We start from the raw sequence: 26,251 nt of genomic DNA, 5'->3' as shown, positions 1-26,251 counted from the left end.
ACATTATCCTCCTACCTTATTTATCTATTACTTGGATTTTAATTTTTAAATGGAACTCTTAGAATTATAACATATCCATATTTTGAGATAATCCTTAAAATTTCAATGAAGATATAAAAAAGCACTAAGCGAATTGATACGCTTAATGCATTATTATCGGTATTGGATTTACATCCATTTTATTTTTGGCTCTTCGCCTTTAAAAATTCTTACAATATTGGTGCGATGTCTTACTATTAAAATTATTGAAACGAGTAAGCTCATCCCAAATAATATGTAATCTTGTATGATGAGAGAGCCAATAACGCAACAAATTGCTGCAATAATACTTGAGAGTGAAACATATTTAAATATATATAATACTCCAAAGAATATAATTGCCAATATAAGTAGCAAGATAGGATTTACGCCTAAGACAACACCAGCACTTGTAGCTACAGCTTTTCCACCCTTAAATCTAAGATATATTGGATATACATGGCCAAGTATTGCGAATAAACCTACAATTAACCCATGTGTGAAGAACGTGCTAAGCGGTCCATCTGCATGCACTGGAAACCAAATAGGAAAGAACACAGTAATAAATCCTTTAAATATATCTAAAAAGGTTACAATAAATCCTGCTGGTTTACCTAGAACTCGGAAACTATTAGTTGCGCCAGTATTACCACTGCCATATTGTCTAATATCTTTTTTGAAAAAAAGCTTTCCTATAACATATCCATTAGGAATAGCACCGATGAGATAGCTTAATATGAGCATGACTACTATCATCATATAACTTTACACATCCTTTAATAACGTAGCTATATTTTACCATAATCTAATAGATAACAACGACCAATTTTAAAAATTTGTTCTTAACAAGAACTTTAAATAGATTAGTTTTTAACTCACGCTTGCAATTTAGACCAATTTATATAAGAATAACTATTGTATAGTTTTTAAAACGAACGTACGTTTGTAGGAGGCGAACGCATTGGCAACAAAAAATTCAAATCATTACTCAGATGATTCTATTCAAGTATTAGAGGGATTGGAAGCTGTAAGAAAGCGTCCAGGTATGTATATAGGATCTACTGATAAACGAGGACTACATCATTTAGTGTATGAAGTAGTAGATAACTCCGTAGATGAAATTTTAAACGGATATGGTAATGAAATAAATGTAACAATAAATCAAGATAATAGTATTTCTATTGAAGATAATGGTCGTGGTATGCCTTCAGGTATGCATGCATCGGGTAAACCTACTGTAGAAGTTATTTTCACGGTATTGCACGCCGGTGGTAAATTCGGCCAAGGCGGATATAAAACATCAGGTGGATTGCATGGGGTTGGTGCATCTGTAGTTAACGCATTAAGCGAATGGTTAGAAGTAGAAATACATAGAGACGGGAATATTTACAAGCAAAGCTTTAAAAATGGTGGAGTGCCAGCATCTGGATTAGTTAAATCAGGTAAAACAAAAAAAACAGGAACTAAAGTTACATTTAAACCAGATCCCGAAATATTTAAAGCTACAACTACATTTAATTTTGAAACCTTAAGTGAGAGGTTACAAGAATCTGCCTTCCTATTAAAGAATCTTAAAATAACATTGAAAGATTTACGTAATGGCAAAGAACGTGAAGATGTTTATCATTACGAAGAGGGGATTAAAGAGTTTGTTAGTTATGTAAATGAAGGCAAAGAGGTTCTTCACGACGTAACTATGTTTACAGGTGCTTCAAATGGTATAGAAGTAGATGTCGCTTTTCAATATAATGATCAATATTCAGAAAGTATATTAAGCTTCGTAAATAACGTGCGTACCAAAGACGGCGGAACACATGAAGTAGGATTTAAAACTGCAATGACACGTGTGTTCAACGATTACGCAAGAAGAATCAATGAATTGAAAGAAAAAGACAAAAATTTAGACGGTAATGATATTCGTGAAGGTTTAACTGCAGTTATATCAGTTCGCATACCTGAAGAATTGTTACAATTTGAAGGGCAAACTAAATCTAAATTGGGTACTTCAGAAGCTCGTAGTGCTGTTGATTCAGTAGTTTCTGATAAATTGCCATATTATTTAGAAGAAAAAGGTCAACTTTCTAAATCTCTAGTGAAGAAAGCAATTAAAGCACAACAAGCTAGGGAAGCTGCGCGTAAAGCACGTGAAGATGCACGTTCAGGTAAGAAGAATAAACGTAAAGACACTTTATTATCAGGAAAGTTAACACCTGCTCAAAGTAAAAATACTGAGAAAAATGAATTATATCTAGTCGAAGGTGACTCAGCAGGCGGTTCAGCTAAACTTGGAAGAGATAGAAAATTCCAAGCGATTTTACCTTTAAGAGGTAAAGTTATTAATACTGAAAAAGCAAGACTTGAAGATATTTTTAAAAATGAAGAAATTAATACTATCATTCATACAATTGGTGCTGGTGTTGGAAACGACTTTAAAATAGAAGACAGTAATTATAATAGAATTATTATCATGACTGATGCCGACACAGATGGTGCGCATATTCAAGTATTATTATTAACCTTCTTCTTTAAGTACATGAAACCGCTTGTACAAGCTGGAAGAGTATTTATCGCATTACCGCCATTATATAAACTGGAAAAAGGAAAAGGTAAATCTAAGCAAGTTGAATATGCATGGACTGATGATGAACTTGAAAAACTTCAGAAGAAATTAGGAAAAGGATTTATGTTGCAACGTTATAAAGGTCTAGGTGAAATGAACCCTGAACAGTTATGGGAAACAACTATGAATCCTGAAACTAGAACATTAATTCGTGTTCAAATTGAAGATGAAATGCGTTCGTCTAAACGAGTTACAACTTTAATGGGTGATAAAGTTGCGCCACGTCGTGAATGGATTGAAAGTCACGTTGAATTTGGCATGCAAGAAGATCAGAGTATATTAGATAATACTGAAGTACAAGTACTAGAAACTGAAGAATATACTGAGGAGGAAACAAATTGAGTGAGATAATTCAAGATTTATCACTTGAAGATGTGATAGGCGATCGTTTTGGAAGATATAGTAAATATATTATTCAAGAACGTGCATTACCGGATGTTCGTGATGGCTTGAAGCCAGTACAACGAAGAATTCTTTTCGCAATGCATAGTAGTGGGAATACGTATGATAAGAATTTCCGTAAGAGTGCGAAGACAGTCGGTGACGTTATTGGTCAATATCATCCTCATGGCGACTCATCAGTATATGATGCAATGGTACGCTTAAGTCAAGATTGGAAATTACGTCATGTTTTAATTGAAATGCATGGTAATAACGGTAGTATCGATAATGATCCTCCTGCAGCCATGCGTTATACTGAAGCGAAGTTAAGCCAATTATCGGAAGAACTTGTCAGAGATATTAACAAGGAAACTGTTGCATTTGTTCCAAACTATGATGATACAACTTTAGAACCAATGGTTTTACCAGCAAGATTTCCTAATTTATTAGTTAATGGTTCAACAGGGATTTCTTCAGGTTATGCGACTGACATCCCACCGCATAATTTAGCAGAGGTAATTCAAGCAACATTGAAATATATCGATAATCCTGATATTACTGTCACTCAACTAATGAAATATATAAAAGGTCCAGATTTCCCTACTGGCGGTATTATTCAAGGTGTGGATGGCATTAAGAAAGCTTATGAGACTGGTAAAGGTAAAATTGTTGTACGTTCTAAAGTGGATGAAGAAACCCTTCGTAATGGTCGTCAACAACTTATCGTTACTGAGATTCCTTACGAAGTGAATAAAAGTTCACTAGTCAAAAGAATCGATGAGTTAAGAGCAGATAAAAAAGTAGATGGTATTATCGAAGTCCGTGATGAAACTGATCGCACTGGATTACGAATAGCAATCGAACTGAAAAAGGATGTAAATGCAGAAGCTATAAAAAACTATTTATTCAAAAACTCTGATTTACAAATTGCTTATAACTTTAATATGGTTGCAATTAGTGACGGTCGTCCAAAACTAATGGGTATTCGCCAAATTATTGATAGTTACTTAAATCATCAAATTGAAGTTGTGGCAAATCGTACGAAATATGATTTAGATCACGCTGAAAAACGCATGCATATTGTGGAAGGTTTAATGAAAGCACTATCAATATTGGATGAGGTTATCACGTTAATTCGTAACTCTAAAAATAAAAAAGATGCTAAAGACAATTTAGTTGCTGAATTTGAATTTACGGAAGCTCAAGCAGAGGCTATTGTTATGCTTCAACTTTATCGTTTAACTAATACAGATATCGTTGCATTGGAAAATGAACATAATGAGTTAGCTAATTTGATTAAAGAATATCGTCATATACTTGATAATCATGATGCATTGTTACAAGTAATTAAAAGTGAATTGACTGATATTAGAAAACGATTTAAATCTGAACGTTTATCATCAATTGAAGCGGAAATCGCAGAAATTAAAATTGATAAAGAAGTTATGGTTCCAAGTGAAGATGTTGTTTTAAGTATTACACGTCAAGGATATATTAAACGGACATCTACACGTAGTTTCAATGCCAGTGGTGTCACTGAAATAGGGCTTAAAGATGGAGACAGTTTACTCAAATATCAAACAGTTAACACGCAAGATACGGTACTTGTTTTTACAAATAAAGGAAGGTATTTATTCATTCCGGTTCATAAATTAGCAGATATCAGATGGAAAGAACTTGGACAGCATGTATCTCAAATTGTTCCCCTAGATGATTATGAAACTGTAGTTGATGTTTACAATGAACAAAGTTTTAAAGATAACGCATTTTATGTACTAGCGACTCGAAATGGAATGATTAAAAAAAGTAACGTTAGCTTATTTAAAACGACTCGTTACAATAAACCATTAGTTGCTATGAAAGTTAAAGATAATGATGAATTAATAAATGTCATTCGATTAAATGAAGATCAACTCATCAATGTATTAACACATAAAGGTATGTCATTAACATATTCAAGTGAAGAACTATCTGATACGGGATTACGAGCAGCTGGGGTGAAATCTATCAACTTAAAAGATGAAGATTTTGTCGTTATGACGGATGTTGTAGATAGTGATAGCTCAATTATAATGGCTACTCAAAGAGGTGCTGTAAAACGAATTAGCTATAAGATTTTACAACAAGCTAAAAGAGCACAAAGAGGTATTACATTACTTAAAGAGTTGAAGAAAAATCCGCATCGTGTTGTTGCAGGTTATGTTGTTAAAGATGAAAGTATGTATACTCTATATTCTGAAAGTCACTCTGAAGAAGGACAAATCACTGATATTCATTTATCTGAACAATACACAAATGGGTCATTTGTTGTTGATGTTAAAGAGTTTGGAGACGTCTTAGATATGACAATCGACTAATGGATTATAAAAATTATATTTTCAATTTTAAAAGAAAATGATAAAATTGAACTTGTTATTTTAACCAATTTTAATCTTTCAAGAGATTTATATTGATGTTGTATAACACTCAAACGTAATATGTACTAGTATTATTTTATTGGGTTTATTCAATACAGTATAAATCTCTTGTAGTATATCTTAGGATATTAATTTATTGTAGATGAGAGGGATTTAATGAGTGATTTTGATAATTTAATACCTGGGTGGTTTAAAACAATTGTTCAGGTAGGTAATGATTTAATTTGGTCGCAATATTTAATTGGATTGCTATTAACTGTAGGGTTCTTCTTTACTATTAGTTCTAAATTCGTGCAATTACGTATGTTGCCGGAAATGTTTAGAGCTTTAACTGAAAAACCTGAAACATTGAATAGTGGTGAAAAAGGTATATCGCCATTCCAAGCATTTGCAATTAGTGCTGGTTCCCGTGTTGGTACTGGTAATATTGCAGGTGTAGCTACGGCAATTGTACTAGGTGGTCCTGGCGCAGTATTTTGGATGTGGGTAATTGCTTTTATCGGTGCTGCAAGTGCATTTATGGAGGCAACTTTAGCTCAAATTTATAAAGTTCATGACAAAGAAGGTGGATTCCGAGGGGGTCCCGCATATTACATAACTAAAGGTTTGAACCAAAAATGGTTAGGTATCTTATTCTCAATATTAATTACAATAACATTTGCGTTTGTATTTAATACTGTTCAATCTAATACGATTGCAGAATCATTAAACACACAGTACAACGTAAGTCCAGTTGTAACAGGAATTATTTTAGCTGTTATTACTGCAGCAATTATCTTTGGTGGTGTCCGCAGTATCGCGACATTATCTTCATTGATTGTTCCAATCATGGCTATTATTTATATCGGTATGGTTTTAGTTATCTTATTATTAAATATCGATCAAATTGTTCCGATGATTGGCACAATCATTAAGAGTGCATTTGGTTTCGAGCAAGTTACAGGAGGCGCTGTAGGTGCAGCGATTCTTCAAGGTATTAAACGTGGTCTATTCTCTAACGAGGCTGGTATGGGTTCTGCGCCAAACGCAGCAGCAACAGCGGCAGTGCCACATCCAGTTAAACAAGGTTTAATTCAATCACTAGGTGTATTTTTCGATACAATGTTAGTTTGTACAGCCACAGCGATTATGATTCTTTTATATTCAGGATTAAAATTTGGAGAAAATGCACCTCAAGGTGTTCAAGTTACACAATCAGCATTAAATGAACATTTAGGTTCAGCTGGAGGTATCTTCTTAACAATCGCAATTACGCTATTTGCATTTTCTTCTGTTGTTGGTAACTATTATTATGGTCAATCTAACATAGAGTTCTTATCTAAAAACAAAGTAGTTATGTTTGTTTTTAGATGTTTAGTTGTCTTATTAGTATTTGTTGGATCAGTAGTAAAAACTGAAACTGTTTGGAGTACTGCCGATTTATTCATGGGATTAATGGCAATTGTTAACTTGATTTCTATAATTGGTCTTTCAAATATAGCGATAGCTGTAATGAAAGATTACCAAAGACAACGTAAAGCTGGTATGAAACCTGTGTTTAAACCAGAGAATCTTGAAATTAACTTATTTGGTATTGAAACTTGGGGTAGAGAAAATCAACTACCTAAAAAATAATCGCTTAATTGATTGATTAAAATAAAATTTATTCATACTCCTTTCAATGTGTTGAAACTTTCATTCAAAACGTTGAAAGGAGTTTTTACATTAAGTTAGAAATCTTTTCATTTTTAATAAATAGATTTATAATTCATATATTACAGAGAAAGGTGATTATGATGAGTGAGTATACCATTTCTAAAGCTTTAAACAATAACGTCATCATATGCACTTATAATAATCAAGAGGTCATACTCATTGGAAAAGGTATTGGCTTTAATAAAAAGGCTGGAATGACTTTAGATGAAAGTGCTTCAATAGAAAAGGTTTATAAATTAGAGCAAAAACAACAACAAGAATATTACAAATCTTTAGTTGAAATTGCCGATGAAGATGTTCTACAAGCGATTATTGAAGCAGTCAATTTTATTACAAGTACAACTCATACTACAGATGATAAAAACCTTGTTGTTGCATTGACTGATCATATTATATTTGCATATAAAAGATTAAAACAAAATCAAATTATTAGTAATCCATTTGCTATCGAAACCAAACATTTATATAGTGGTGCGTACGCTATTGCAAGTCAAGTTATTGATAAATTGAATCAACGACTAGATGTTAAGTTCCCACCTGATGAAATTGGATTTATTGCATTACACATTGCTTCAAACACAGAGGATTTAACGATACATGAGATGTCTTTGATCAATAAATTGATTAGTAAAAGTATACTTATTATTGAAAATGATTTAAATCATGAAATCGATAATCATACGGTTCAATATCAACGTTTTATAAGACATATTCAATTTTTAATTCGACGACTTAATAAAAAAGAATATATATATGCTCAAGATGTTTTTATAGATATGGTTAAAAATCATTACCCAAATGCATATAATACTGCTTTTAAAATTTCAAAAATGATTCAAAAGCACTTGAATATTCCTATCGATGATTCCGAAATTGTGTATCTTGCTTTACATATTTATCATTTTGAAAATCAAATAAGTTCATCGCATAACTAAGGAACACTTAATTATTTTTTGTGTTATGATGTAAAATAGCTTTAGTTTTAATAGTAAGTTAAGGTATGGTGAAAAACATGGCAATTGAAAATAAGCAAGTTGAAGAAAAAAACGCAAAAAAATTTAGTTTTACAGAAACGCGTTTTATGAAATTCTTAGGCGGTAAAGATTTATTATTTGCTTTGCTTTCATTAGTGCTCATAGGTATTGTAATATTTATATTTGATAAAGTTTCTTATGTTTTTGAACCATTTATCATCATATTTAATACAATTGTAGCACCAATTATTTTATCGCTTATTTTATTCTATCTTATTAATCCAGTGATTAATTTGATGGAGAGATATAATATTCCAAGATTACTAGGAATCATTATTGTATTTTTAGCTATTGTTGGTGGAGCGACATTAATTATTAATTTATTAATTCCGCTTATTGGAGATCAAATCACACGTTTAGCTAACAACTTCCCTAAATATGTAGATAAATTTAATAACGCAATAGATCAAGTCACACATTTTTCTTTCTTATCATCATTTTATACTCAAATACAAGATTGGTTAGACTCAGTTTCCAATAAGATACCTTCTATGGTTTCGAGTTATTTTGATGGATTTGGAACTAAAATTAGAAGTTTTGCAGAAGCTATTGTTAATGTAGGTGTAGTTCTTGTCACAACACCTTTTGTATTATTCTTCATGTTAAAAGATGGTCACAAATTTAAAGAGTATTCAACGAAGATTATGCCACCTAAATTTAGAAAAGATTACCATGATTTAATGGAAAAAATGAGTGTACAAGTTGGATCATATATCCAAGGTCAAATTATTGTTTCATTTTGTATTGGTATCTTACTCTTTATAGGCTATTCAATTATTGGTCTTGATTACGGTCTTGTACTTGCTTGTATAGCTGCTGTTACTAGTGTTGTACCTTATCTAGGACCAACGATCGCTATTTCACCAGCCATCATTATAGCGATTATTACATCGCCATTCATGTTATTGAAATTAATTGTAGTATGGACGCTTGTTCAATTTATTGAGGGACATTTCATTTCACCTAATGTTATGGGTAAAACATTGAAAATTCATCCTTTAACGATTATTTTCATCTTATTGAGTGCTGGTAATTTATTAGGTATTGTTGGTGTTATTTTAGGTATACCTGGTTATGCAATACTTAAAGTATTAGTCTCACACCTATTCTTATTATTTAAACGTCGTTATAACAACTATTATGGTGATGATTCAGGAGAATATGAAATTAAAAAAGAAGAAACTAAAGAATATACTCAAGCTGAATAAACTTTAAACGAGTATTAAGTGTAAAAGCCAGTTTATCTAGCTTTCCCAGTTTTAGTTACCTTAGCGGGAATGAGATAATGAATTCATTTTGGATTCTGTCTCATTCCCGTCCTTTTTTTAAAAGTATTTAATCTTACACACATTACAATACTGTTAGTATGAGTTATACATATTCATATGTTCATTCAAATGAAGGTATGATATATTTTTAAATAATCGTAGGTAAAGGTAGAGGTATGACATGACTGAAGAACTTAAGAATAGATTATTATCAATACTCAAATTTGTTTTTGCTGCAGTTTTATTTATAGCAGTTGTTGCAACGCTATATCATGAATTAGCACACATTAATTTTAAACAAACACTTGAAGCATTTAGCAAAATTAATCGTTGGTATCTAGTTGGCTTATTCATTTGCGGTGGTTCAGCTATGATTTTACTAAGTTTGTATGATCTTATCTTAGTAAAAGGGTTAAAACTGGATATACCGCTTATTAGGGTTTTTAAAATTAGCTATATCATTAATGCACTTAATGCCATTGTTGGCTTTGGTGGATTTATAGGGGCTGGATTTAGAGCATTTATTTATAAAAATTATACAACTGATAGAAAAAAATTAGTTCATGCCATTTCAATCATACTGATTTCTATGTTAACGGGTTTGAGTCTTTTATCAATCCTTGTCGTGTTACATATTTTTGATGCTTCTCATATAATAAATAAAGTAAGTTGGGTTCGATGGATTTTATATGTTGTTGCATTATTTTTACCTTTATTTATTGCCTATACCATGATTAACCCTATTGATCGCAACAATAAATATTTAGGTGTTTATTGCACATTAGTATCAAGTTTTGAGTGGCTTGCAGCTGCGACAGTACTCTATTTATCAACAGTTATTGTAGATATTAACATAGCATTCACGACTGTTATCGGTATATTCATCATTGCTGCTCTTTCTGGATTGGTTAGTTTCATACCAGGTGGCTTCGGTGCTTTCGATTTAGTTGTATTATTAGGTCTTAAGTCTTTAGGTGTTCCTGAAGAAAAAGTATTATTAGCGTTATTATTATATCGTTTCGCTTATTACTTTGTACCAGTTATTATTGCACTTGTTTTATCTACATTTGAGTTTGGATCATCTGCGCGAAAATACTTCGAAGAATCTAAATATTTTGTACCTGCAAGAGATGTAACATCTTTTTTATTCTCTTATCAAAAAGATATTATTGCCAAGATTCCGTCATTTGCCTTAGCTACGTTAGTACTAATAACAAGTTTTGTTTTCTTTATTAATAACATTACAATTGTTTATGATGGTTTATACGACGATCATCATTTCGCATATTATATTATGTTATCTGTGCATACAAGTGCTTGCTTATTATTACTTATCAATGTTAGAGGTGTATTTAAACAAAGCCGACGTGCTATTTTGTTTGTAATGATTTCACTTGTTTTAATATTTAGTGCAACAGTATATACTTATGCATCTTTAATTCTTTTATCATGGATTTTATTAATATTTGTATTACTTGTTCTCGCTTATCGTCGTTCTAAAGTGATGAAACGACCATTCAGATTAAAACGTTTAATTTTTACAATTATTTTAAGTATGCTAGTGTTGTATGTTAATCATTTTATAATTTCAGAAACTTTATATGCACTTGATATTTACCACATTGAAATGGATACTTCTTTATTGAAATATTATTTCTGGTTAACGATTCTTGTAGTAGTCATACTTGTAGGTATCGTCGCATGGTTATTGGGGTCTAGATACACTAGACCACACCAATTAGAAGATTTATCGAGATGTAAATCAATTATTGAAACGTATGGTGGCAATTATTTAAGTCATTTAATCTATAGTGGAGATAAAGATGTCTTTATGCATGAAGCGCAACAAGCTTTTTTAATGTATCGCTACAAAGGTAACGCTCTTGTTGTGTTAGGAGATCCAATCGGTGATACGAAGGCGTTTCAGTCTTTACTTATTGATTTTTATAACTACGGTGAAAAGTTAGGCTATGACATTATATTCTATCAAGTGTCAGATCGCTTTATGCCGCTATATCATAATTTTGGTAATCAGTTTTTCAAACTTGGTGAAGAGGCCATTATAGATTTAACTCAATTTACGACATCAGGAAAGAAACGTCGTGGTTTCCGAGCAACACTTAATAAATTTGATGATTTAAATATTCAATTTGAAATTTTAGAGCCACCTTTTTCGAAAGATCTCATTTTTCAATTAAAACAAGTTAGTGATCAATGGCTAGATGGACGTAATGAAATGCATTTTTCAGTAGGTCAATTTACAGAAGAGTATTTACAACAAGCACCTATTGGAATAATGAATAATGAAGAAGGTAAAGTCATTGCGTTTTGCACTTTAATGCCTACTTATTATAATGAAGCTATTTCAGTAGATTTAATTCGTTGGTTACCTGATTTAGATTTACCTTTAATGGATGGCCTATATCTACATATGTTACTTTGGGGTAAAGATAAAGGCTATAAAGCATTTAACATGGGTATGGCAACTTTATCAAATGTAGGTCAATTAAATTACTCTTACCCTCGAGAGCGTGTAGCTGGGCGTGTATTTGAACACTTCAATGGTCTATATCGCTTTCAAGGACTACGTAAGTACAAAGAAAAATATAGTCCAAATTGGGAACCAAGATTTTTGGTTTATAGAAAAGATAGTTCACTATGGTATAGTATGTTAAAAGTAATGAGGGTTATTCGTCATAAATAATTGTAAAAAAAGGCATCCAACAAGTGAATGGGTGATAATCACTTTGAAGGGTGCCTTTAATCATTTAAAACTTTAATTGGATTTATAGTTTGCTCGGTCTTGTTGTTCTTGAGCATATCGCTCAGGGTTCTTTTTGTAAAAATCTTGATGATATTCTTCTGCTTTGTAAAAAGTTGAAGCGGGTAATATTTTAGTCGCTATTGCTTTTTCTGAATGAATTGTTTGCTCGAGTTGGTGAACGTATTGCTCAGCAAGTCTTTTTTGATCCTCATTCGTGTAGAATATAGCTGTTCTATATTGTGAACCTCTATCTTGAAACTGGCCACCATCATCAATGGGATCAATAACCGAGAAAAATACTTCTAATAATTTATTATAAGAAAACAATGCAACATCATATTCAATTTTTACAGTTTCATAATGTCCTGTGGTCCCACTTTTCACATCTTCATAAGTAGGGTTGTGAGTTGAACCACCCATATAGCCAGATGTTACTGTTTCTATACCATCGAATTGATCGAAAGGTTTGGTCATACACCAGAAACACCCACCAGCAAAATATGCTGTATTAATATTCATTTATGCCATCCTTTCATTGGAACTTAGTACCATTTATTTAAAAATTACTTGATTTTTTAAAGCAACTTCTATAATTTAATTATATATAATTATAGTACATAGATATACAATTTTGAAGATTTTTACTAGACGTAAGGTAGGTAAATATGACAGAAGAGAAGGATAAGACAGTATACAGACGACAAGCAGACGCACAGACACCTTCTAAACGACGGAATAAGAAAAAACTACGTAAATTACCTTTTATCATTTTGATTATATTGATATTGCTAATCACAGCTATTATCTATATTGTCCATGGTTATCGTAGTGGTGTTAATTACGCTGAGAAACATGCAAAAGATATCAAAGTACATAAGTTTAATGGACCAGTAAAAAATGACGGTAAGATTTCTGTACTTGTGTTAGGTGCTGACAAAGCTAGCGGTGGCAAGTCGCGTTCAGATTCCATCATGGTAGTTCAATATGATTATATTCATAAGAAAATGAAAATGATGTCAGTGATGCGTGATATTTATGCGGAAATACCTGGATATCAGAATTATAAAATTAATGCAGCCTATTCACTTGGCGGACCTGAACTTCTTAGAAAGACTTTAAATAAGAATTTAGGTATTAATCCTGAATATTATGCAGTCATTGATTTTACGGGCTTTGAAAAGATGATTGATGAATTAGAACCTAATGGCGTTCCTATGGACGTAGAAAAAGATATGTCTGAAAATATTGGCGTATCTTTAAAAAAAGGTCATCATCGTTTAAACGGTAAAGAATTACTTGGATATGCGAGATTTAGACATGATGAGGAAGGAGATTTTGGGCGAGTTAGACGTCAACAACAAGTTATGCAGACGTTGAAAAAAGAGTTAGTTACACCTAGCTCAGTAATGAAATTGCCTAAAGTAGCTGGTATATTAAGGGGCTATATTAATACAAGTATGCCAAATTCAGCTATCTTCCAAACAGGTATTAGTTACGGTATAAGAGGAGATAAGAACGTAGAATCTCTTACGGTTCCAATTAATAATTCGTACCAGAATATTAATACAAATAACGATGGCAGTGCCTTAGAGATTGATAAGGAGAAAAATAAAAAAGCTGTCAAAGAATTTCTAAATAACTAAAACGTAAAAGAGTGCACTCAATTGGGTGCACTCTTTTTTTACGCTTTTAATAAATACCATAATATTATTATGTAAACTAATCAAAGTTTTATTCTGCGTCTGATTTTCTAACTCCTGCAACGCCATAGTGATTTTTTTGCATTTCTTCAATAATCACATGAATTGCCTCTCTGTTAGCTCCAGTAGTTTTTTCAACTGCATTTGTTACTTCTGTTACTAAATTTTTTAATTGTTCATCTGAGCGTCCTTCTAACAATTTAACATTGATGATTGGCATATTATTTCCTCCTTGAATAAGTAATTTCATCCATAGTATAGCATGTTTTAGGACAGTACTCCAAAAGAAATTTGAGAACATTAGTTCTTATTTTTATTGAAATAGAACAAGTGTTCGTATATAATAAAAATGAATAAGGGAGGTATCTTGGCATGTATGATTATAATTTATTGGAAGAAAGAGACATATTATGTATCGATCAAAAGAGTTTTTTTGCTAGTGTGTCATGTATCCAAAAGGGATTGGATCCTCTAGAAACAAAGTTAGCAGTAGTTGCAGACACTAAAAGACAAGGATCGGTTGTTTTAGCAGCCACACCTAAATTAAAAGAAATTGGTATCAAAACAGGGTCAAGATTATTCGAGATTCCGCATCGTAATGATATTTATATTATCAATCCTAGCATGAGAAAATATTTAGAAGTTTCAATAGCAATTTCTAAAATTGCGCTTAAATATGTACCGGGAGAAGATTTACATCAATACAGTATAGATGAATTCTTTTTAGATGTGACTGATAGCTATCATCGATTTAACTCTACTGTACAATCATTTGCAGAAAGATTACAAAAGGAAATAGAAGATAAAACAGGGATATACTGCACTATTGGTATAGGGTCAAACATGTTATTAAGTAAGGTCGCGATGGATATTGAAGCAAAACATACATCCAATGGTATTACAGAATGGAGATATCATGATGTCCCACAAAAGATGTGGAAAATTACGCCATTACGTGATTTTTGGGGCATTAACAAGAAAACAGAAGCAAAGCTCAATAAGAAAGGGATTGTAACTGTTGGAGATCTAGCTCAATATCCATACAGATTTCTTAAAAGAGATTTTGGTGTATTAGGGATAGATATGCATTTACATGCTAATGGTATTGATCAAAGTAAATTGAGAGAAAAATATAATGTTACTAATCCATCCATATGTAAAAGCCAAATACTGATGAGAGATTATCGGTTTGAGGAGTCGAAAATTGTAATGCAAGAATTAATTGAAGACGTTGCTAGTAGAATAAGAGCACGTAAACAACTGGCAAGAACAATTCACTTTTCATTTGGTTATACAGAAGGCGGTGGTGTTCATAAGCAATATACACTAACAGATGCGACAAACTTAGAACGAGACATCTATAAAGTAGTCAATTATTATGCGAATCAATTGTGTGATAAGAATGCACTGTATCGAACATTGAGCGTATCATTGACTCAACTTATTAATGAGGAAGACCGCCAGCTTAACTTATTTATAGACGAATATGAAAGAAGAAGAGATGAAAAGCTAGCTAAAACCATTGATTACTTACAAAACAAATATGGTAAGGGAATCGTATCTAAAGCGATATCTTACACTGATGCTGGAACAAAGCATGGTCGCTTGGGCTTAATGGCAGGGCATAAAATGTAAAATATATCCTCCTATCAATGAAATGAGCATTTAAAAGAAATCGAGCGCACTTCATTGTATTAGGAGGACATTATTATAGAATGTATGTTTCAAAATCACTGAGCGCCTTAATACCTCGTTCACGATCTTCAGGAGTTTTAAAGCTAATTTGCAAAGCACCTAAAATATCTTCACGAATTTCAAGGATTTTTAAGTTACTTATAGAAATATTATGTAAACTCAAAATAGAAGTTACTTGACTAATCATACCTGATTTATCTGGAATATCTACATAGAGATCATACGCAATACTTAGTGCACCTTGTTGTTTAACGGGCAGATGATCCCTAAACTTTTTAGCACTTGAAAAGAAATTATGGACTTCGTTAGTATCATTTAAACGAATATGGGATGAAATTGAATCTAACTGTTGTTGCAACATTTCTAATAGGTGTAATATATTTTCTTGATTGCTAAACGTAATATCTCTCCACATATCTGCGTTACTACTAGCTATACGTGTGACATCTCTAAAGCCACCAGCTGCTAATTGTGTTACTAGAGTATGATTCTTTGAGTTTGTTTCACTCAAATGAACTAAGCTTGAAGCGATGATATGTGGAATATGACTCACAACTCCAGTAACATAATCGTGCTCTTGTGCCGATGTTGTTATAAATTTTGCAGATGTAGTTGATAACAATGTTTGTAGCTTTTTAGCCGATTCAGCATTACGTGCATCATCATAAACGAGAATGTAATAAGCATTTTCGAATAAATGCTTTTTTGAATTAAGAACACCAGATTTATGACTTCCAGCCATAGGATGGCCACCTACAAGATGAATGTTGTTGTTTAAGAGAAACTTTTCATAGCTTTGAATATTAGATTTAGTGCTACCAGTATCAGTTACAATTAAATGAGATTGTGTTTGATAATTAGGTAATTCTTTTAAGTATAATTCAGTTTGTTGTACTGGGGTAGCGTAAATGATGATATCTGCATTTTTTACGCCTTCACTATAGTCTTCAATTTTTTTATCAATTATTCCTATTGATAATGCTTTTTCAAGTTGATCTTTATCAGCGTCGAATGCTGATATTGTTAGATTAGGTTGATAATATTTTAAATTACTTGCTAAACTGCCACCAATCAAACCGAGTCCTATAAATAAAATATTTTTCATGATGAATCACCTTATTTCAAAATTTTCAGAATATGTACATTGTAAGGTAGAGTGTGCAGATAAACAATAGTAAAATGAATTAATAGTGATAGTTCTATAAATACGATAAAATGTTATCAATAATTATTTTAAAAAAGGGGAGATAATGATGACGCAAAAAGTATTGAAAACAATAAAAGAACTTACAGAAATTAATAGCCCATCTGGTAATGCTACGGAAGCAATTAATTATGTTAAGAACAAGGTTGAAGCGTTAGGTTATGATACTAAGACAACAAATAAAGGTGCCTTAATTATCGAAGTACAAGGTGAAAATGATGAACAACAAAGATGCATTACTGCCCATGTAGATACACTAGGCGCGATGGTCAAAGAAATTAAAGAAGATGGTCGATTATCTATTAGTTTAATAGGTGGATTTACATATAACGCGATTGAAGGAGAGTATTGTGAGATACAAACTGATTCAGGACAAGTATATACAGGAACGATTTGTTTGCATGAAACAAGTGTCCATGTTTACAGAAATAATCATGAAATACCTAGAGATGGCGAACATATGGAAATTCGTATCGATGAAAAAACAACGTCTGATCAAGAGACAAGAGATTTAGGGATTGAAGTGGGAGATTTTGTAAGTTTTGATCCCAGAACTGAAATTACATCATCAGGATTTATTAAATCAAGACACTTAGATGATAAAGCAAGTGTAGCAATGATACTAGAACTGCTTGAGAAACTTAAACAAGAAGAAACGCAATTACCACATACGACTCAGTTTTATATTTCTAATAACGAAGAAATAGGATATGGTGCAAATGCATCAATATCGGATAAGATAGTAGAGTTTATTGCATTTGATATGGGAGCGCTAGGCGATGGTCAAACCTCAGATGAATATACTGTATCGATTTGTGCTAAAGATGGATCAGGTCCTTATCATAGAGAATTAAAATCACATTTAATAAATTTATGTAAAATTAATGACATACCTTATAAAGTTGATATTTATCCTTATTATAGCTCTGATGCATCAGCAGCACTAAAAGCAGGTGCAGACATTCGTCATGGTTTATTTGGTGCTGGTATTGAATCATCTCACGCGCTTGAAAGAACTCATATTGAGTCTATTAATGCAACTCAAAATCTTTTATACGCATATTGTTTATCGCCAATAAATTTATAATTGATTGTTGACAAATAAAATAGAGTTTTGTATTATACTGAATTATAAGAAATATCAAACAATTCTATGAATGAAGTAGATAATATGATTTGTAGCAAATAGAAAGCCAATGGGTGATGTAAATTGGCACAACATATTAATCGAATTGGGTCTAGAATTTTAAATTTTAATAAAGTATGAGTGAACAAAGTATTGTTAACTAAGGTGGCACCACGGTAACGCGTCCTTATAGAGTAAAGCGCGTATGCTGTGGTGTTTTTATGTACAATTAAATAGGCATAATTGAAGTAGTGGTGAGTAAGGTAGTGACAGAAAGTTGATGGTAGATGCAAATCAACACCCCTTATCATGAATTTGGGTTTATGCTGAAAGACAAATCAATAAGACTGAGTGAACGCTTAATATTCCGATTATTCGGAATATTGCGTTAATTAAGGTGGTACCGCGCGTCAGCGTCCTTTACATAAGGAGGCTGACGTTTTTTTTAGTGAAAGGGATGAGAAAATGGAATTTTATTATGAAGTATTGAAAGCTCACATAACGCCTGAAGCTTTAGGACAGTTGAATGAACGTAAAATTATATTTGAAAGCGCAAGTCAACAACAATTAAAAGGCAGATACTCTATCGTTGCATTCGATTATTATGGCACCGTCAAATTAAACGATAATGAATTAATTATTAAGACTTTGAAAGAAGATAAAGTTATAACTACTGAGCCATATAATTATTTAAAAACATTCATCAATCAATTTGATTGTGTCATAAATGATGAAAAATTAAAGCAACTGCCATTTATTTCTGGCTTTATGGGAACGTGTAGTTTTGATTTAGTGCGACAAGAATTTCCAATTTTAAAACGAGTGGCTATTAAGAGTATGAAAACAATATCAGATGTGTCTTTCTACATGATAGAGGATGTATTTGTATTTGATCATTACAAGGATGAATTATACGTGATTGCTTCTAATCAATTTTCAAAAGCAAGTAATGTAGAATTAAAATTAAGAGTGAAGCATAGAATTCAAGCATTGTCTCAAATTAAAGTTTACCAAGAGAATAATAAAATGGTGCCTAAGAGATCAGAGATAAAAGCAAATATTTCTGATAAACAATTTATCGATATTGTTACTCAAATGAAACAACGGATTACTGAAGGAGATATGTTTCAAGTTGTACCTTCTAGAATATATAGCTACCAACATCATTTCGGAAAAAATAAAAACCAATTGAGTTATCAGCTTTATCAAAATTTAAAACGTAAGAACCCTAGTCCATATATGTATTACATGAACATGGAAAATGAGATTGTAGTTGGAAGTTCACCAGAAAGCTTTGTAGCAGTGCACAACGGTGAAGTGATAACTAATCCAATTGCAGGAACGATTAGACGTGGCACTACCCCAGAGATAGATGAACGTAATGCACACCAGTTAATTACAGATGAGAAAGAGATAAGCGAACATAGCATGCTTGTAGATTTAGGTAGAAATGATATTCATAGGGTGAGTATTACAGGGACATCTGAGATATCAAAACTAATGGTGATTGAAAAATATGAACATGTCATGCATATCGTTAGTGAAGTAAAAGGAAAAATTAGAAAAGATATATCTCCAATGACGATCATAGCAAGTCTTTTACCAACTGGGACAGTATCGGGAGCACCTAAACTAAGAGCTATTCAACGCATATATGAATCCTATCCATATAAAAGAGGCGTCTATAGCGGTGGCGTTGGTTATATCAATTGTAATCAAAATTTAGATTTTGCATTGGCAATACGAACCATGTTGATTGATGACGACACTGTTAATGTCGAGGCAGGCTGTGGTGTTGTGTACGATTCTATACCTGAAAAGGAACTTGAAGAAACACGACTTAAAGCAAAAAGCTTATTGGAGGTAACACCATGATATTAATTATAGATAATTACGATTCGTTTACGTATAACTTGGTTGATGTAGTTAGTCAAATTGATGAAGTGATTATTAAATATCCAGATGATAAAGATGTATTGAACTATTTAGAGAAAATTGATGGGGTAATCATTTCTCCGGGTCCTGGTCATCCTTTAGATGGCGATGAATTGGTAAAAATTATCGATAAATATCATACTTTACCAATTTTAGGTATTTGTTTAGGTGCTCAAGCATTAACGTGCTACTACGGTGGCAAAGTTATTCAGGGAGAGAAAGTCATGCATGGAAAGGTAGATACACTTGAAGTTAAAAACGAGTCAGAACTCTATTTGATGATACCGCACCAATTCAAAATTATGAGATATCATTCACTTGTAAGTGAGATGAAGTCTTTCCCTAAGAATTTAATCATTACTGGAAGAACATCAGATTCAATACAATCCTTCGAGGACAAACAACATCTTCATTTCGGTATACAGTATCATCCAGAATCATTTGCTACTGAGTTTGGTTCACAAATTATTAAGAACTTCATTCGTATTGTAAAAGAAAGGGTGAATTTGAATGGGATTACTAAAACAATTGGATAATGACATAACTTTAACACAATCAGAGACAACACAATTCATAACCTATCTAACTAATCCTCAAATTGATGTGGAAGACAAGGTCGACTTATTAACGCGATTTACAGAAAAGGAAATTAAACAACAAGAATTAACCTATGTCGTCAATAGCTTAATTCAAACCATGTATCCTAATCAACCAACATATGAAGGAAGTATGTGTGTATGCGGTACAGGAGGAGATAAGTCGAACAGTTTCAATATTTCTACAACAGTGTCTTTTGTAGTAGCAAGCGCTGGTATTCCAGTCATTAAACACGGAAACAGAAGTATAACATCCCATTCAGGAAGTACTGATTTGTTAAATGAATTGGGAATAAAGACGACAAAAGTTTCAGAAGTCCCATTACAAATTGAAGAACAGGGATTGGCATTCATTAGCGCAATGGAGTCTTATCCAATAATGAAATATATTCAACCTGTTAGAAAAATGATTTCTATACCGACCATCTTTAATATAGTTGGGCCACTTATCAATCCATTTAAATTGACCTATCAAGTGTTAGGAGTGTACGACCCAAGTCGATTGTATATGATAGCACAAACATTGAAAGATTTAGGGCGACGGAGGGCAATAGTGTTACATGGAGCAAATGGTATGGATGAAGCTACGCTTTCAGGAGACAATGAAGTTTATGAATTAAATGAAAATGGAGACATAACGCATTATTTTATAAATGCTAAAGATTATGGTTTGAAGCTTGCAAGTAATCAAGATTTACAAGGAGGCAGTCCAAAAGAAAACAAAATGATTACATTAGATATTTTAAGTGGAGATGATAAAACTTGTAGAAGAGATGTTGTTTTATTAAATGCTGCACTTGCGTTATACGTTTCTGAAAAGGTAGATACGATAGCATCTGGAATAAGTTTAGCTACGTTCTTAATTGATAGTGGTCGAGCGATGGAACAATTTATGAAAATGAGAGGTGATATCTGTGACGATATTAAGTGAAATAGTGGATTATAAAGAGCAATTATTAAAAGACGGCTATTATCATGATAAATTACAAAATTTGAAAGAGGTCAAACATAAAAATAAATCACGATTAACGGATACTTTAATTAAAAATTACAATTTAGCATTAATTGCTGAAATTAAATCAAAGAGTCCATCTGTAAAAGCTTTTCAACAAACAAATATATTTAAACAAGTAAGTGATTATAAACGTTATGGAGCAAATGCTATCTCCGTATTAACAGACGAACGATATTTCGGTGGTAGCTTTGAAAGATTACAGCAAATATCAGAGACAACACAATTACCTGTTTTATGTAAAGATTTCATCATTGATCCGCTTCAAATTGATGTTGCACAAAAAGCAGGTGCTTCAATTATTTTACTCATTGTAAATATTCTTACCGACGAAAAGTTACAACAACTCTATCAATATGCAAGTTCTAAGGGACTAGAAGTGTTAGTAGAGGTACATGATGGTATTGAGTTACAACGTGCCTATCAGTTAAATCCACAAATCATTGGGGTAAACAATCGTGATTTAAAATCATTCAACACCGATGTTAAACATACTAATCAAATACTTAAGTGTAAGAAAGAGAACTATTTATATATATCTGAAAGTGGAATTCATTCACAACAAGAGGTTAAGCAAATAGTAAAAAGTGGGATCGATGGCTTATTAGTTGGTGGAGCCTTAATGAATTGTAATGAGTTAGAACATTTTATACCCTCACTTAAATTAAAAAAGGTGAAACAATGATTTTAAAATTTTGCGGTATAAAAACTAAAGTAGAAGCATTAAGCATTCGACCACTCAATATAAACATGGTGGGATTTATACACTATCCCAAAAGTAAACGACATTTGGACATTGAACAAATAAATAAACTAACTAGATTGTTGCCAGACGAAATAGATAGAGTAGTCGTATTAGTTAATCCAACATTGCAATTAATAAAGAAAATTATTAATGCTACTAATATTAATGCCATCCAACTCCATGGTGATGAGACGATAGATTTTATCAAACAACTTCGTTTAAATTTTAAGAATATTAAGATAATTAAAGCTTTACCAGCTACTCAAAATATAATAAATGATATCGACCAATTCAAAGAGCATGTTGACTTATTTATTATAGATACGCCATCAGAGCAATATGGTGGGACTGGACAATCTTTTGATTGGACATTGCTTAAGGGCTTAGATCAATCTATACCGTTTTTAATTGCTGGAGGTATTGACGTTGATAAGATAAAACAAATTGAAGCATTGAAGTTGAATCACTTAGGTTATGACATTTCAAGCGGTATTGAAACAGATGGTATGAAAGACAAAAATAAAATGTTAACTGTGATACAACAAGTGAAGGGAGAATTATAATATGTATAATATACAAACTGAAGCAGATGAATTAGGTTTTTTCGGAGAATATGGTGGGCAATATGTTCCAGAGACATTAATGCCAGCAATTATTGAATTAAAACAAGCGTATAACAAGGCTAAACAAGATCAATCATTTCAAGATGAATTAACTTATTATTTGAAAGAATATGTAGGTAGAGAAACCCCATTGACTTATGCAAAATCATATAGTGAAGCGTTGGGTGGAGCTCAAATATATTTAAAACGTGAGGATTTGAATCATACCGGCGCACATAAAATTAATAATGCAATAGGGCAAGCTTTATTGGCAAAACGTATGGGCAAAAATAAACTAGTTGCTGAAACGGGCGCGGGTCAGCATGGTGTAGCAAGTGCCACAGTAGCTGCGCTATTTGATATGGAATTAAACGTATTTATGGGAAGAGAAGATATCAAACGTCAACAGCTTAATGTATTTCGTATGGAATTATTAGGAGCTAAAGTCGAAGCAGTGGATGAAGGTCAAGGAACACTTTCTGATGCGGTAAACAAGGCATTACAGTATTGGGTAAGTCATGTTGAAGATACACACTATTTACTAGGTTCGGCATTAGGACCTGATCCTTTTCCAACGATGGTCAGAGATTTTCAAAGTGTTATAGGTCAAGAAATTAAAGAACAATTACTTCAAAAAACTGGTCGATTACCAGATGCAGTTGTTGCATGTATAGGTGGAGGGTCTAATGCAATAGGGACTTTTTACCCATTTATTAGAGATAAGGTCAAGTTATATGGTGTAGAGGCTGCGGGACAAGGGATTGATAGTGCTAAGCACGCACTTGCAATTGGAAAAGGACGTCCGGGCGTACTTCATGGTTCAAAAATGTACTTAATTCAAGATGAATATGGACAAGTAGAATTAGCACACTCTATATCTGCAGGTTTGGATTATCCAGGTATAGGTCCTGAACATTCATATTATCACGATATTGGACGTGTGCAATATAAACATGCCACTGATACAGAAGCAATGGAGGCGCTCATCCGCTTCAGCAAAATGGAAGGAATCATACCTGCCATTGAAAGTGCACATGCACTTAGTTATGTTGAAAAGTTAGCACCTAAAATGAATAAAGATGAAATTTTAGTAGTTACTATTTCAGGTCGCGGTGACAAGGATATGGAAACAATTAGACACTATATGCAAAAAAGAGGTGAATCACATGACTAAATTATTTATTCCATACATTATGGGGAATAAGTCATTTATTAAAAATATGAAAATCTTAGATGAGAATGGTGCTGATATAATAGAAATTGGTGTACCATTCTCTGACCCAGTAACTGATGGTCCCATAATAATGGAAGCAGGCAACCGAGCTATCAAGCAAGGCGTGACCATTAATTACATTTTTAATGAATTATCCAAAAACAAAGATGAAATTAATTGCAAATATGTACTAATGACTTATTTCAATATCATTGTTTCTTATGGTGAAGAAGCATTCTTTAAAGAATGTGAAAAAGTAGGTGTTTACGGCGTGATTATTCCGGATTTGCCTTACGAATTAACTCAAAAATTAAAGCATAAAATATCCGAATTTGATGTTAAAATGATATCTCTCATATCAATGACTGCAAATGATGACCGTATAAAAGAAATCGTTAAGCATGCTGAAGGGTTTATATACACTGTAACTATGAATGCAACAACAGGCAAAAATGGAACGTTTCATCCTCAATTAAAAGATAAATTAAAACATCTAAAAGCATATACGGATATACCTGTAGTTGCAGGTTTTGGCATTAGAACTAAAGACCATATAAAGGATTTAGCTACTGTTGCTGACGGCGTAGTCATTGGTAGTGAAATTGTAAAACGCTTTTGTCAAGATAATAACGAGGATACGATTCACTATTTGAAACAAGTAAGAGAAACGCTAGATACGCTTTAGGTAATAAGATGTACCTTGGTGGATAAATAATGTATAGAAGAAGTTTACTAGGGATTAAGACGATATTTGATGTCTTAATCTCTATTCATTTATTTTGCAAAATATTTCAATCTAATAAATGGTTTGTATTTTAGTTTTGTTAATATCTATTGTATACTTAATGAAACTGGATAAATAAATTTTTGGTTGAAGATAAAGATATTATTGAAAATTATAATTTAAATTTTGAACTAAAAAGTAGATAAAGATTCTTTGAAGTAGGAGCAATAAATAATGAAGTTTACAAATTTAACAGCTGCAGAGTTTGGCAATTATACAGATAAGATGCCATATAGTCATTTCACACAAATGACTGAAAACTATGAGATGAAAGTTGCAAATAAAACAGAAACTCACTTAGTTGGTATAAAAAATAAAGATAATGAGGTCATTGCAGCCTGCATGTTGACAGCAGTACCAGTCATGAAATTTTTCAAGTACTTTTATTCTAACCGAGGACCTGTAATTGATTATGATAATAGAGAGCTTGTTCACTTTTTCTTTAATGAGTTAACAAAGTATTTAAAACAGCATAATTGTCTTTATGTTCGAGTTGACCCTTATTTACCATACCAATATTTAAATCATGATGGTGAAATTACAGGTAATGCTGGTAATGATTGGTTCTTTGATAAGATGAAGCATCTCGGATTTGAACACGAAGGCTTTACAAAAGGTTTTGATCCGATTAAACAAATTCGATATCATTCTGTTTTAGATTTAAAAAATAAAACATCTAAAGATATATTAAATGGAATGGATAGTCTACGTAAACGTAATACTAAAAAAGTTCAAAAAAATGGTGTAAAAGTTAAGTTCTTATCAGAAGAAGAACTTCCAATCTTCCGTTCATTTATGGAAGATACAACCGAAACAAAAGAATTCCAAGATAGAGATGATAGTTTCTATTATAATCGCTATAGACATTTCAAAGATCGCGTGCTTGTACCATTAGCTTATATTAAGTTTGATGAGTACATCGAAGAATTACAAAATGAACGTGAAACTTTAAATAAAGATGTTAATAAAGCTTTAAAAGATATTGAAAAACGACCAGACAATAAAAAGGCATTTAATAAAAAAGAAAATCTTGAAAAACAATTAGATGCCAATCAACAAAAATTAGACGAGGCTAAAAAATTACAAGCCGAACATGGTAATGAATTACCAATTTCAGCAGGTTTCTTCTTTATTAATCCATTTGAAGTCGTTTATTATGCAGGTGGAACTTCTAATAAATATAGACATTTTGCAGGCAGTTATGCTGTTCAATGGACAATGATTAACTATGCAATTGATCATGGTATTGATAGATACAATTTCTATGGTATTAGCGGTGATTTCAGTGAAGACGCTGAAGATGTTGGAGTAATTAAATTTAAAAAAGGTTTCAATGCAGACGTAATTGAGTATGTTGGAGACTTTGTGAAACCTATTAACAAACCTATGTATTCAGTGTATAAGACACTCAAAAAGATTAAAAAAAAGATTTAATTAAGAGG

General features: G+C 32.2%; 21 protein-coding genes. 17 read left to right on the top strand and 4 right to left on the bottom strand.

The window, feature by feature from the left end:
• Nucleotides 1–168: 168 nt before the first annotated feature.
• Nucleotides 169–777, bottom strand: a complete 609-nt coding sequence (gene plsY / locus SBL15_RS05820; RefSeq protein WP_011275846.1) for a glycerol-3-phosphate 1-O-acyltransferase PlsY — start codon at nucleotides 775–777, stop codon at nucleotides 169–171.
• A 202-nt stretch (nucleotides 778–979) separates the two neighbouring features.
• Between plsY and parE the strand changes: the two genes are divergently transcribed.
• From parE to mprF, 6 genes are all read left to right on the top strand, one after another.
• Nucleotides 980–2,980 (top strand): DNA topoisomerase IV subunit B, encoded by a 2,001-nt coding sequence (gene parE / locus SBL15_RS05815; protein WP_107612238.1) that lies wholly within the window; start codon nucleotides 980–982, stop codon nucleotides 2,978–2,980.
• Entirely contained in the window at nucleotides 2,977–5,376 is a 2,400-nt protein-coding gene (parC, locus tag SBL15_RS05810; RefSeq protein ID WP_107612237.1) for a DNA topoisomerase IV subunit A, read from the top strand. The genes parE and parC overlap by 4 nt, the downstream gene beginning before the upstream one ends.
• Nucleotides 5,377–5,592: 216 nt before the next feature.
• Nucleotides 5,593–7,050 (top strand): alanine/glycine:cation symporter family protein, encoded by a 1,458-nt coding sequence (locus tag SBL15_RS05805; RefSeq protein WP_107614265.1) that lies wholly within the window; start codon nucleotides 5,593–5,595, stop codon nucleotides 7,048–7,050.
• 161 nt (nucleotides 7,051–7,211) lie between these two features.
• The gene (gene glcT, locus SBL15_RS05800) at nucleotides 7,212–8,066 is read left to right on the top strand and encodes a glucose PTS transporter transcription antiterminator GlcT (protein ID WP_053017916.1); all 855 of its coding nucleotides are present in this window, start codon (nucleotides 7,212–7,214) and stop codon (nucleotides 8,064–8,066) included.
• Nucleotides 8,067–8,143: 77 nt separating this feature from the next.
• A complete protein-coding gene (locus SBL15_RS05795; RefSeq protein WP_037537130.1) occupies nucleotides 8,144–9,373 on the top strand; it encodes an AI-2E family transporter in 1,230 nt (409 codons plus the stop codon).
• Between the two features lie 241 nt (nucleotides 9,374–9,614).
• The gene (gene mprF, locus SBL15_RS05790; RefSeq protein WP_107638452.1) at nucleotides 9,615–12,137 is read left to right on the top strand and encodes a bifunctional lysylphosphatidylglycerol flippase/synthetase MprF; all 2,523 of its coding nucleotides are present in this window, start codon (nucleotides 9,615–9,617) and stop codon (nucleotides 12,135–12,137) included.
• A 72-nt stretch (nucleotides 12,138–12,209) separates the two neighbouring features.
• Here mprF and msrA read toward each other — a convergent pair whose 3' ends face one another.
• On the bottom strand, nucleotides 12,210–12,716 hold the full coding sequence (gene msrA, locus SBL15_RS05785; protein WP_011275839.1) for a peptide-methionine (S)-S-oxide reductase MsrA: 507 nt from the start codon (nucleotides 12,714–12,716) through the stop codon (nucleotides 12,210–12,212).
• A 146-nt stretch (nucleotides 12,717–12,862) separates the two neighbouring features.
• Here msrA and SBL15_RS05780 point away from each other — a divergent pair, with 146 nt between their 5' ends.
• On the top strand, nucleotides 12,863–13,840 hold the full coding sequence (locus SBL15_RS05780; RefSeq protein ID WP_317955419.1) for an LCP family protein: 978 nt from the start codon (nucleotides 12,863–12,865) through the stop codon (nucleotides 13,838–13,840).
• 88 nt (nucleotides 13,841–13,928) lie between these two features.
• Here the strand turns inward: SBL15_RS05780 and SBL15_RS05775 are convergent, their stop codons facing one another.
• Complete coding sequence (locus SBL15_RS05775) at nucleotides 13,929–14,117, bottom strand: 2-hydroxymuconate tautomerase (protein ID WP_011275837.1); 189 nt, start codon at nucleotides 14,115–14,117, stop codon at nucleotides 13,929–13,931.
• A 152-nt stretch (nucleotides 14,118–14,269) separates the two neighbouring features.
• Between SBL15_RS05775 and SBL15_RS05770 the strand changes: the two genes are divergently transcribed.
• Nucleotides 14,270–15,532: a Y-family DNA polymerase gene (locus SBL15_RS05770; protein ID WP_037537127.1), complete on the top strand. Its 1,263-nt coding sequence runs from the start codon at nucleotides 14,270–14,272 to the stop codon at nucleotides 15,530–15,532.
• A gap of 73 nt (nucleotides 15,533–15,605) precedes the next feature.
• Here the strand turns inward: SBL15_RS05770 and SBL15_RS05765 are convergent, their stop codons facing one another.
• On the bottom strand, nucleotides 15,606–16,697 hold the full coding sequence (locus SBL15_RS05765) for a prephenate dehydrogenase (protein WP_107612233.1): 1,092 nt from the start codon (nucleotides 16,695–16,697) through the stop codon (nucleotides 15,606–15,608).
• Nucleotides 16,698–16,845: 148 nt separating this feature from the next.
• Between SBL15_RS05765 and SBL15_RS05760 the strand changes: the two genes are divergently transcribed.
• From SBL15_RS05760 to SBL15_RS05720, 9 genes are all read left to right on the top strand, one after another.
• The gene (locus tag SBL15_RS05760; protein WP_107612232.1) at nucleotides 16,846–17,883 is read left to right on the top strand and encodes a M42 family metallopeptidase; all 1,038 of its coding nucleotides are present in this window, start codon (nucleotides 16,846–16,848) and stop codon (nucleotides 17,881–17,883) included.
• 504 nt (nucleotides 17,884–18,387) lie between these two features.
• Nucleotides 18,388–19,797, top strand: a complete 1,410-nt coding sequence (locus SBL15_RS05755; RefSeq protein ID WP_107612231.1) for an anthranilate synthase component I — start codon at nucleotides 18,388–18,390, stop codon at nucleotides 19,795–19,797.
• On the top strand, nucleotides 19,794–20,393 hold the full coding sequence (locus tag SBL15_RS05750) for an anthranilate synthase component II (protein ID WP_107612230.1): 600 nt from the start codon (nucleotides 19,794–19,796) through the stop codon (nucleotides 20,391–20,393). Before SBL15_RS05755 ends, SBL15_RS05750 begins: the two co-directional genes overlap by 4 nt.
• A complete protein-coding gene (gene trpD, locus SBL15_RS05745) occupies nucleotides 20,368–21,384 on the top strand; it encodes an anthranilate phosphoribosyltransferase (protein ID WP_107612229.1) in 1,017 nt (338 codons plus the stop codon). The genes SBL15_RS05750 and trpD overlap by 26 nt, the downstream gene beginning before the upstream one ends.
• Complete coding sequence (gene trpC / locus SBL15_RS05740; protein ID WP_317955416.1) at nucleotides 21,368–22,150, top strand: indole-3-glycerol phosphate synthase TrpC; 783 nt, start codon at nucleotides 21,368–21,370, stop codon at nucleotides 22,148–22,150. Before trpD ends, trpC begins: the two co-directional genes overlap by 17 nt.
• Nucleotides 22,147–22,773 carry a phosphoribosylanthranilate isomerase gene (locus SBL15_RS05735; protein ID WP_107612227.1) on the top strand — a complete coding sequence of 209 codons (627 nt, stop codon included), beginning with the start codon at nucleotides 22,147–22,149 and terminating at the stop codon, nucleotides 22,771–22,773. The genes trpC and SBL15_RS05735 overlap by 4 nt, the downstream gene beginning before the upstream one ends.
• A 1-nt stretch (nucleotide 22,774) precedes the next feature.
• Nucleotides 22,775–23,986: a tryptophan synthase subunit beta gene (gene trpB / locus SBL15_RS05730; RefSeq protein WP_107612226.1), complete on the top strand. Its 1,212-nt coding sequence runs from the start codon at nucleotides 22,775–22,777 to the stop codon at nucleotides 23,984–23,986.
• Nucleotides 23,979–24,710 carry a tryptophan synthase subunit alpha gene (gene trpA, locus SBL15_RS05725; protein WP_317955414.1) on the top strand — a complete coding sequence of 244 codons (732 nt, stop codon included), beginning with the start codon at nucleotides 23,979–23,981 and terminating at the stop codon, nucleotides 24,708–24,710. The genes trpB and trpA overlap by 8 nt, the downstream gene beginning before the upstream one ends.
• A gap of 273 nt (nucleotides 24,711–24,983) precedes the next feature.
• A complete protein-coding gene (locus SBL15_RS05720) occupies nucleotides 24,984–26,243 on the top strand; it encodes an aminoacyltransferase (RefSeq protein WP_037537117.1) in 1,260 nt (419 codons plus the stop codon).
• Nucleotides 26,244–26,251 lie beyond the last annotated feature (8 nt).

This window comes from Staphylococcus sp. NWU MKU2 (genome assembly GCF_033283605.1).
In the GTDB taxonomy this organism is placed as follows: Bacteria; Bacillota; Bacilli; order Staphylococcales; family Staphylococcaceae; genus Staphylococcus; species Staphylococcus haemolyticus.
Note: the sequence above shows the minus strand (reverse complement) of the source record. Positions and strands in the feature narration are given on the sequence as shown.

Coding starts and splice junctions, on each gene's coding strand:
- plsY (WP_011275846.1), bottom strand. CDS start 777: ATGATGATAGTAGTCATGCTCATATTAAGCTATCTCATCGGTGCTATT.
- SBL15_RS05805 (WP_107614265.1), top strand. CDS start 5,593: ATGAGTGATTTTGATAATTTAATACCTGGGTGGTTTAAAACAATTGTT.
- glcT (WP_053017916.1), top strand. CDS start 7,212: ATGAGTGAGTATACCATTTCTAAAGCTTTAAACAATAACGTCATCATA.
- SBL15_RS05795 (WP_037537130.1), top strand. CDS start 8,144: ATGGCAATTGAAAATAAGCAAGTTGAAGAAAAAAACGCAAAAAAATTT.
- mprF (WP_107638452.1), top strand. CDS start 9,615: ATGACTGAAGAACTTAAGAATAGATTATTATCAATACTCAAATTTGTT.
- msrA (WP_011275839.1), bottom strand. CDS start 12,716: ATGAATATTAATACAGCATATTTTGCTGGTGGGTGTTTCTGGTGTATG.
- SBL15_RS05780 (WP_317955419.1), top strand. CDS start 12,863: ATGACAGAAGAGAAGGATAAGACAGTATACAGACGACAAGCAGACGCA.
- SBL15_RS05775 (WP_011275837.1), bottom strand. CDS start 14,117: ATGCCAATCATCAATGTTAAATTGTTAGAAGGACGCTCAGATGAACAA.
- SBL15_RS05770 (WP_037537127.1), top strand. CDS start 14,270: ATGTATGATTATAATTTATTGGAAGAAAGAGACATATTATGTATCGAT.
- SBL15_RS05765 (WP_107612233.1), bottom strand. CDS start 16,697: ATGAAAAATATTTTATTTATAGGACTCGGTTTGATTGGTGGCAGTTTA.
- SBL15_RS05760 (WP_107612232.1), top strand. CDS start 16,846: ATGACGCAAAAAGTATTGAAAACAATAAAAGAACTTACAGAAATTAAT.
- SBL15_RS05755 (WP_107612231.1), top strand. CDS start 18,388: ATGGAATTTTATTATGAAGTATTGAAAGCTCACATAACGCCTGAAGCT.
- SBL15_RS05750 (WP_107612230.1), top strand. CDS start 19,794: ATGATATTAATTATAGATAATTACGATTCGTTTACGTATAACTTGGTT.
- trpD (WP_107612229.1), top strand. CDS start 20,368: ATGGGATTACTAAAACAATTGGATAATGACATAACTTTAACACAATCA.
- SBL15_RS05735 (WP_107612227.1), top strand. CDS start 22,147: ATGATTTTAAAATTTTGCGGTATAAAAACTAAAGTAGAAGCATTAAGC.
- trpB (WP_107612226.1), top strand. CDS start 22,775: ATGTATAATATACAAACTGAAGCAGATGAATTAGGTTTTTTCGGAGAA.
- trpA (WP_317955414.1), top strand. CDS start 23,979: ATGACTAAATTATTTATTCCATACATTATGGGGAATAAGTCATTTATT.
- SBL15_RS05720 (WP_037537117.1), top strand. CDS start 24,984: ATGAAGTTTACAAATTTAACAGCTGCAGAGTTTGGCAATTATACAGAT.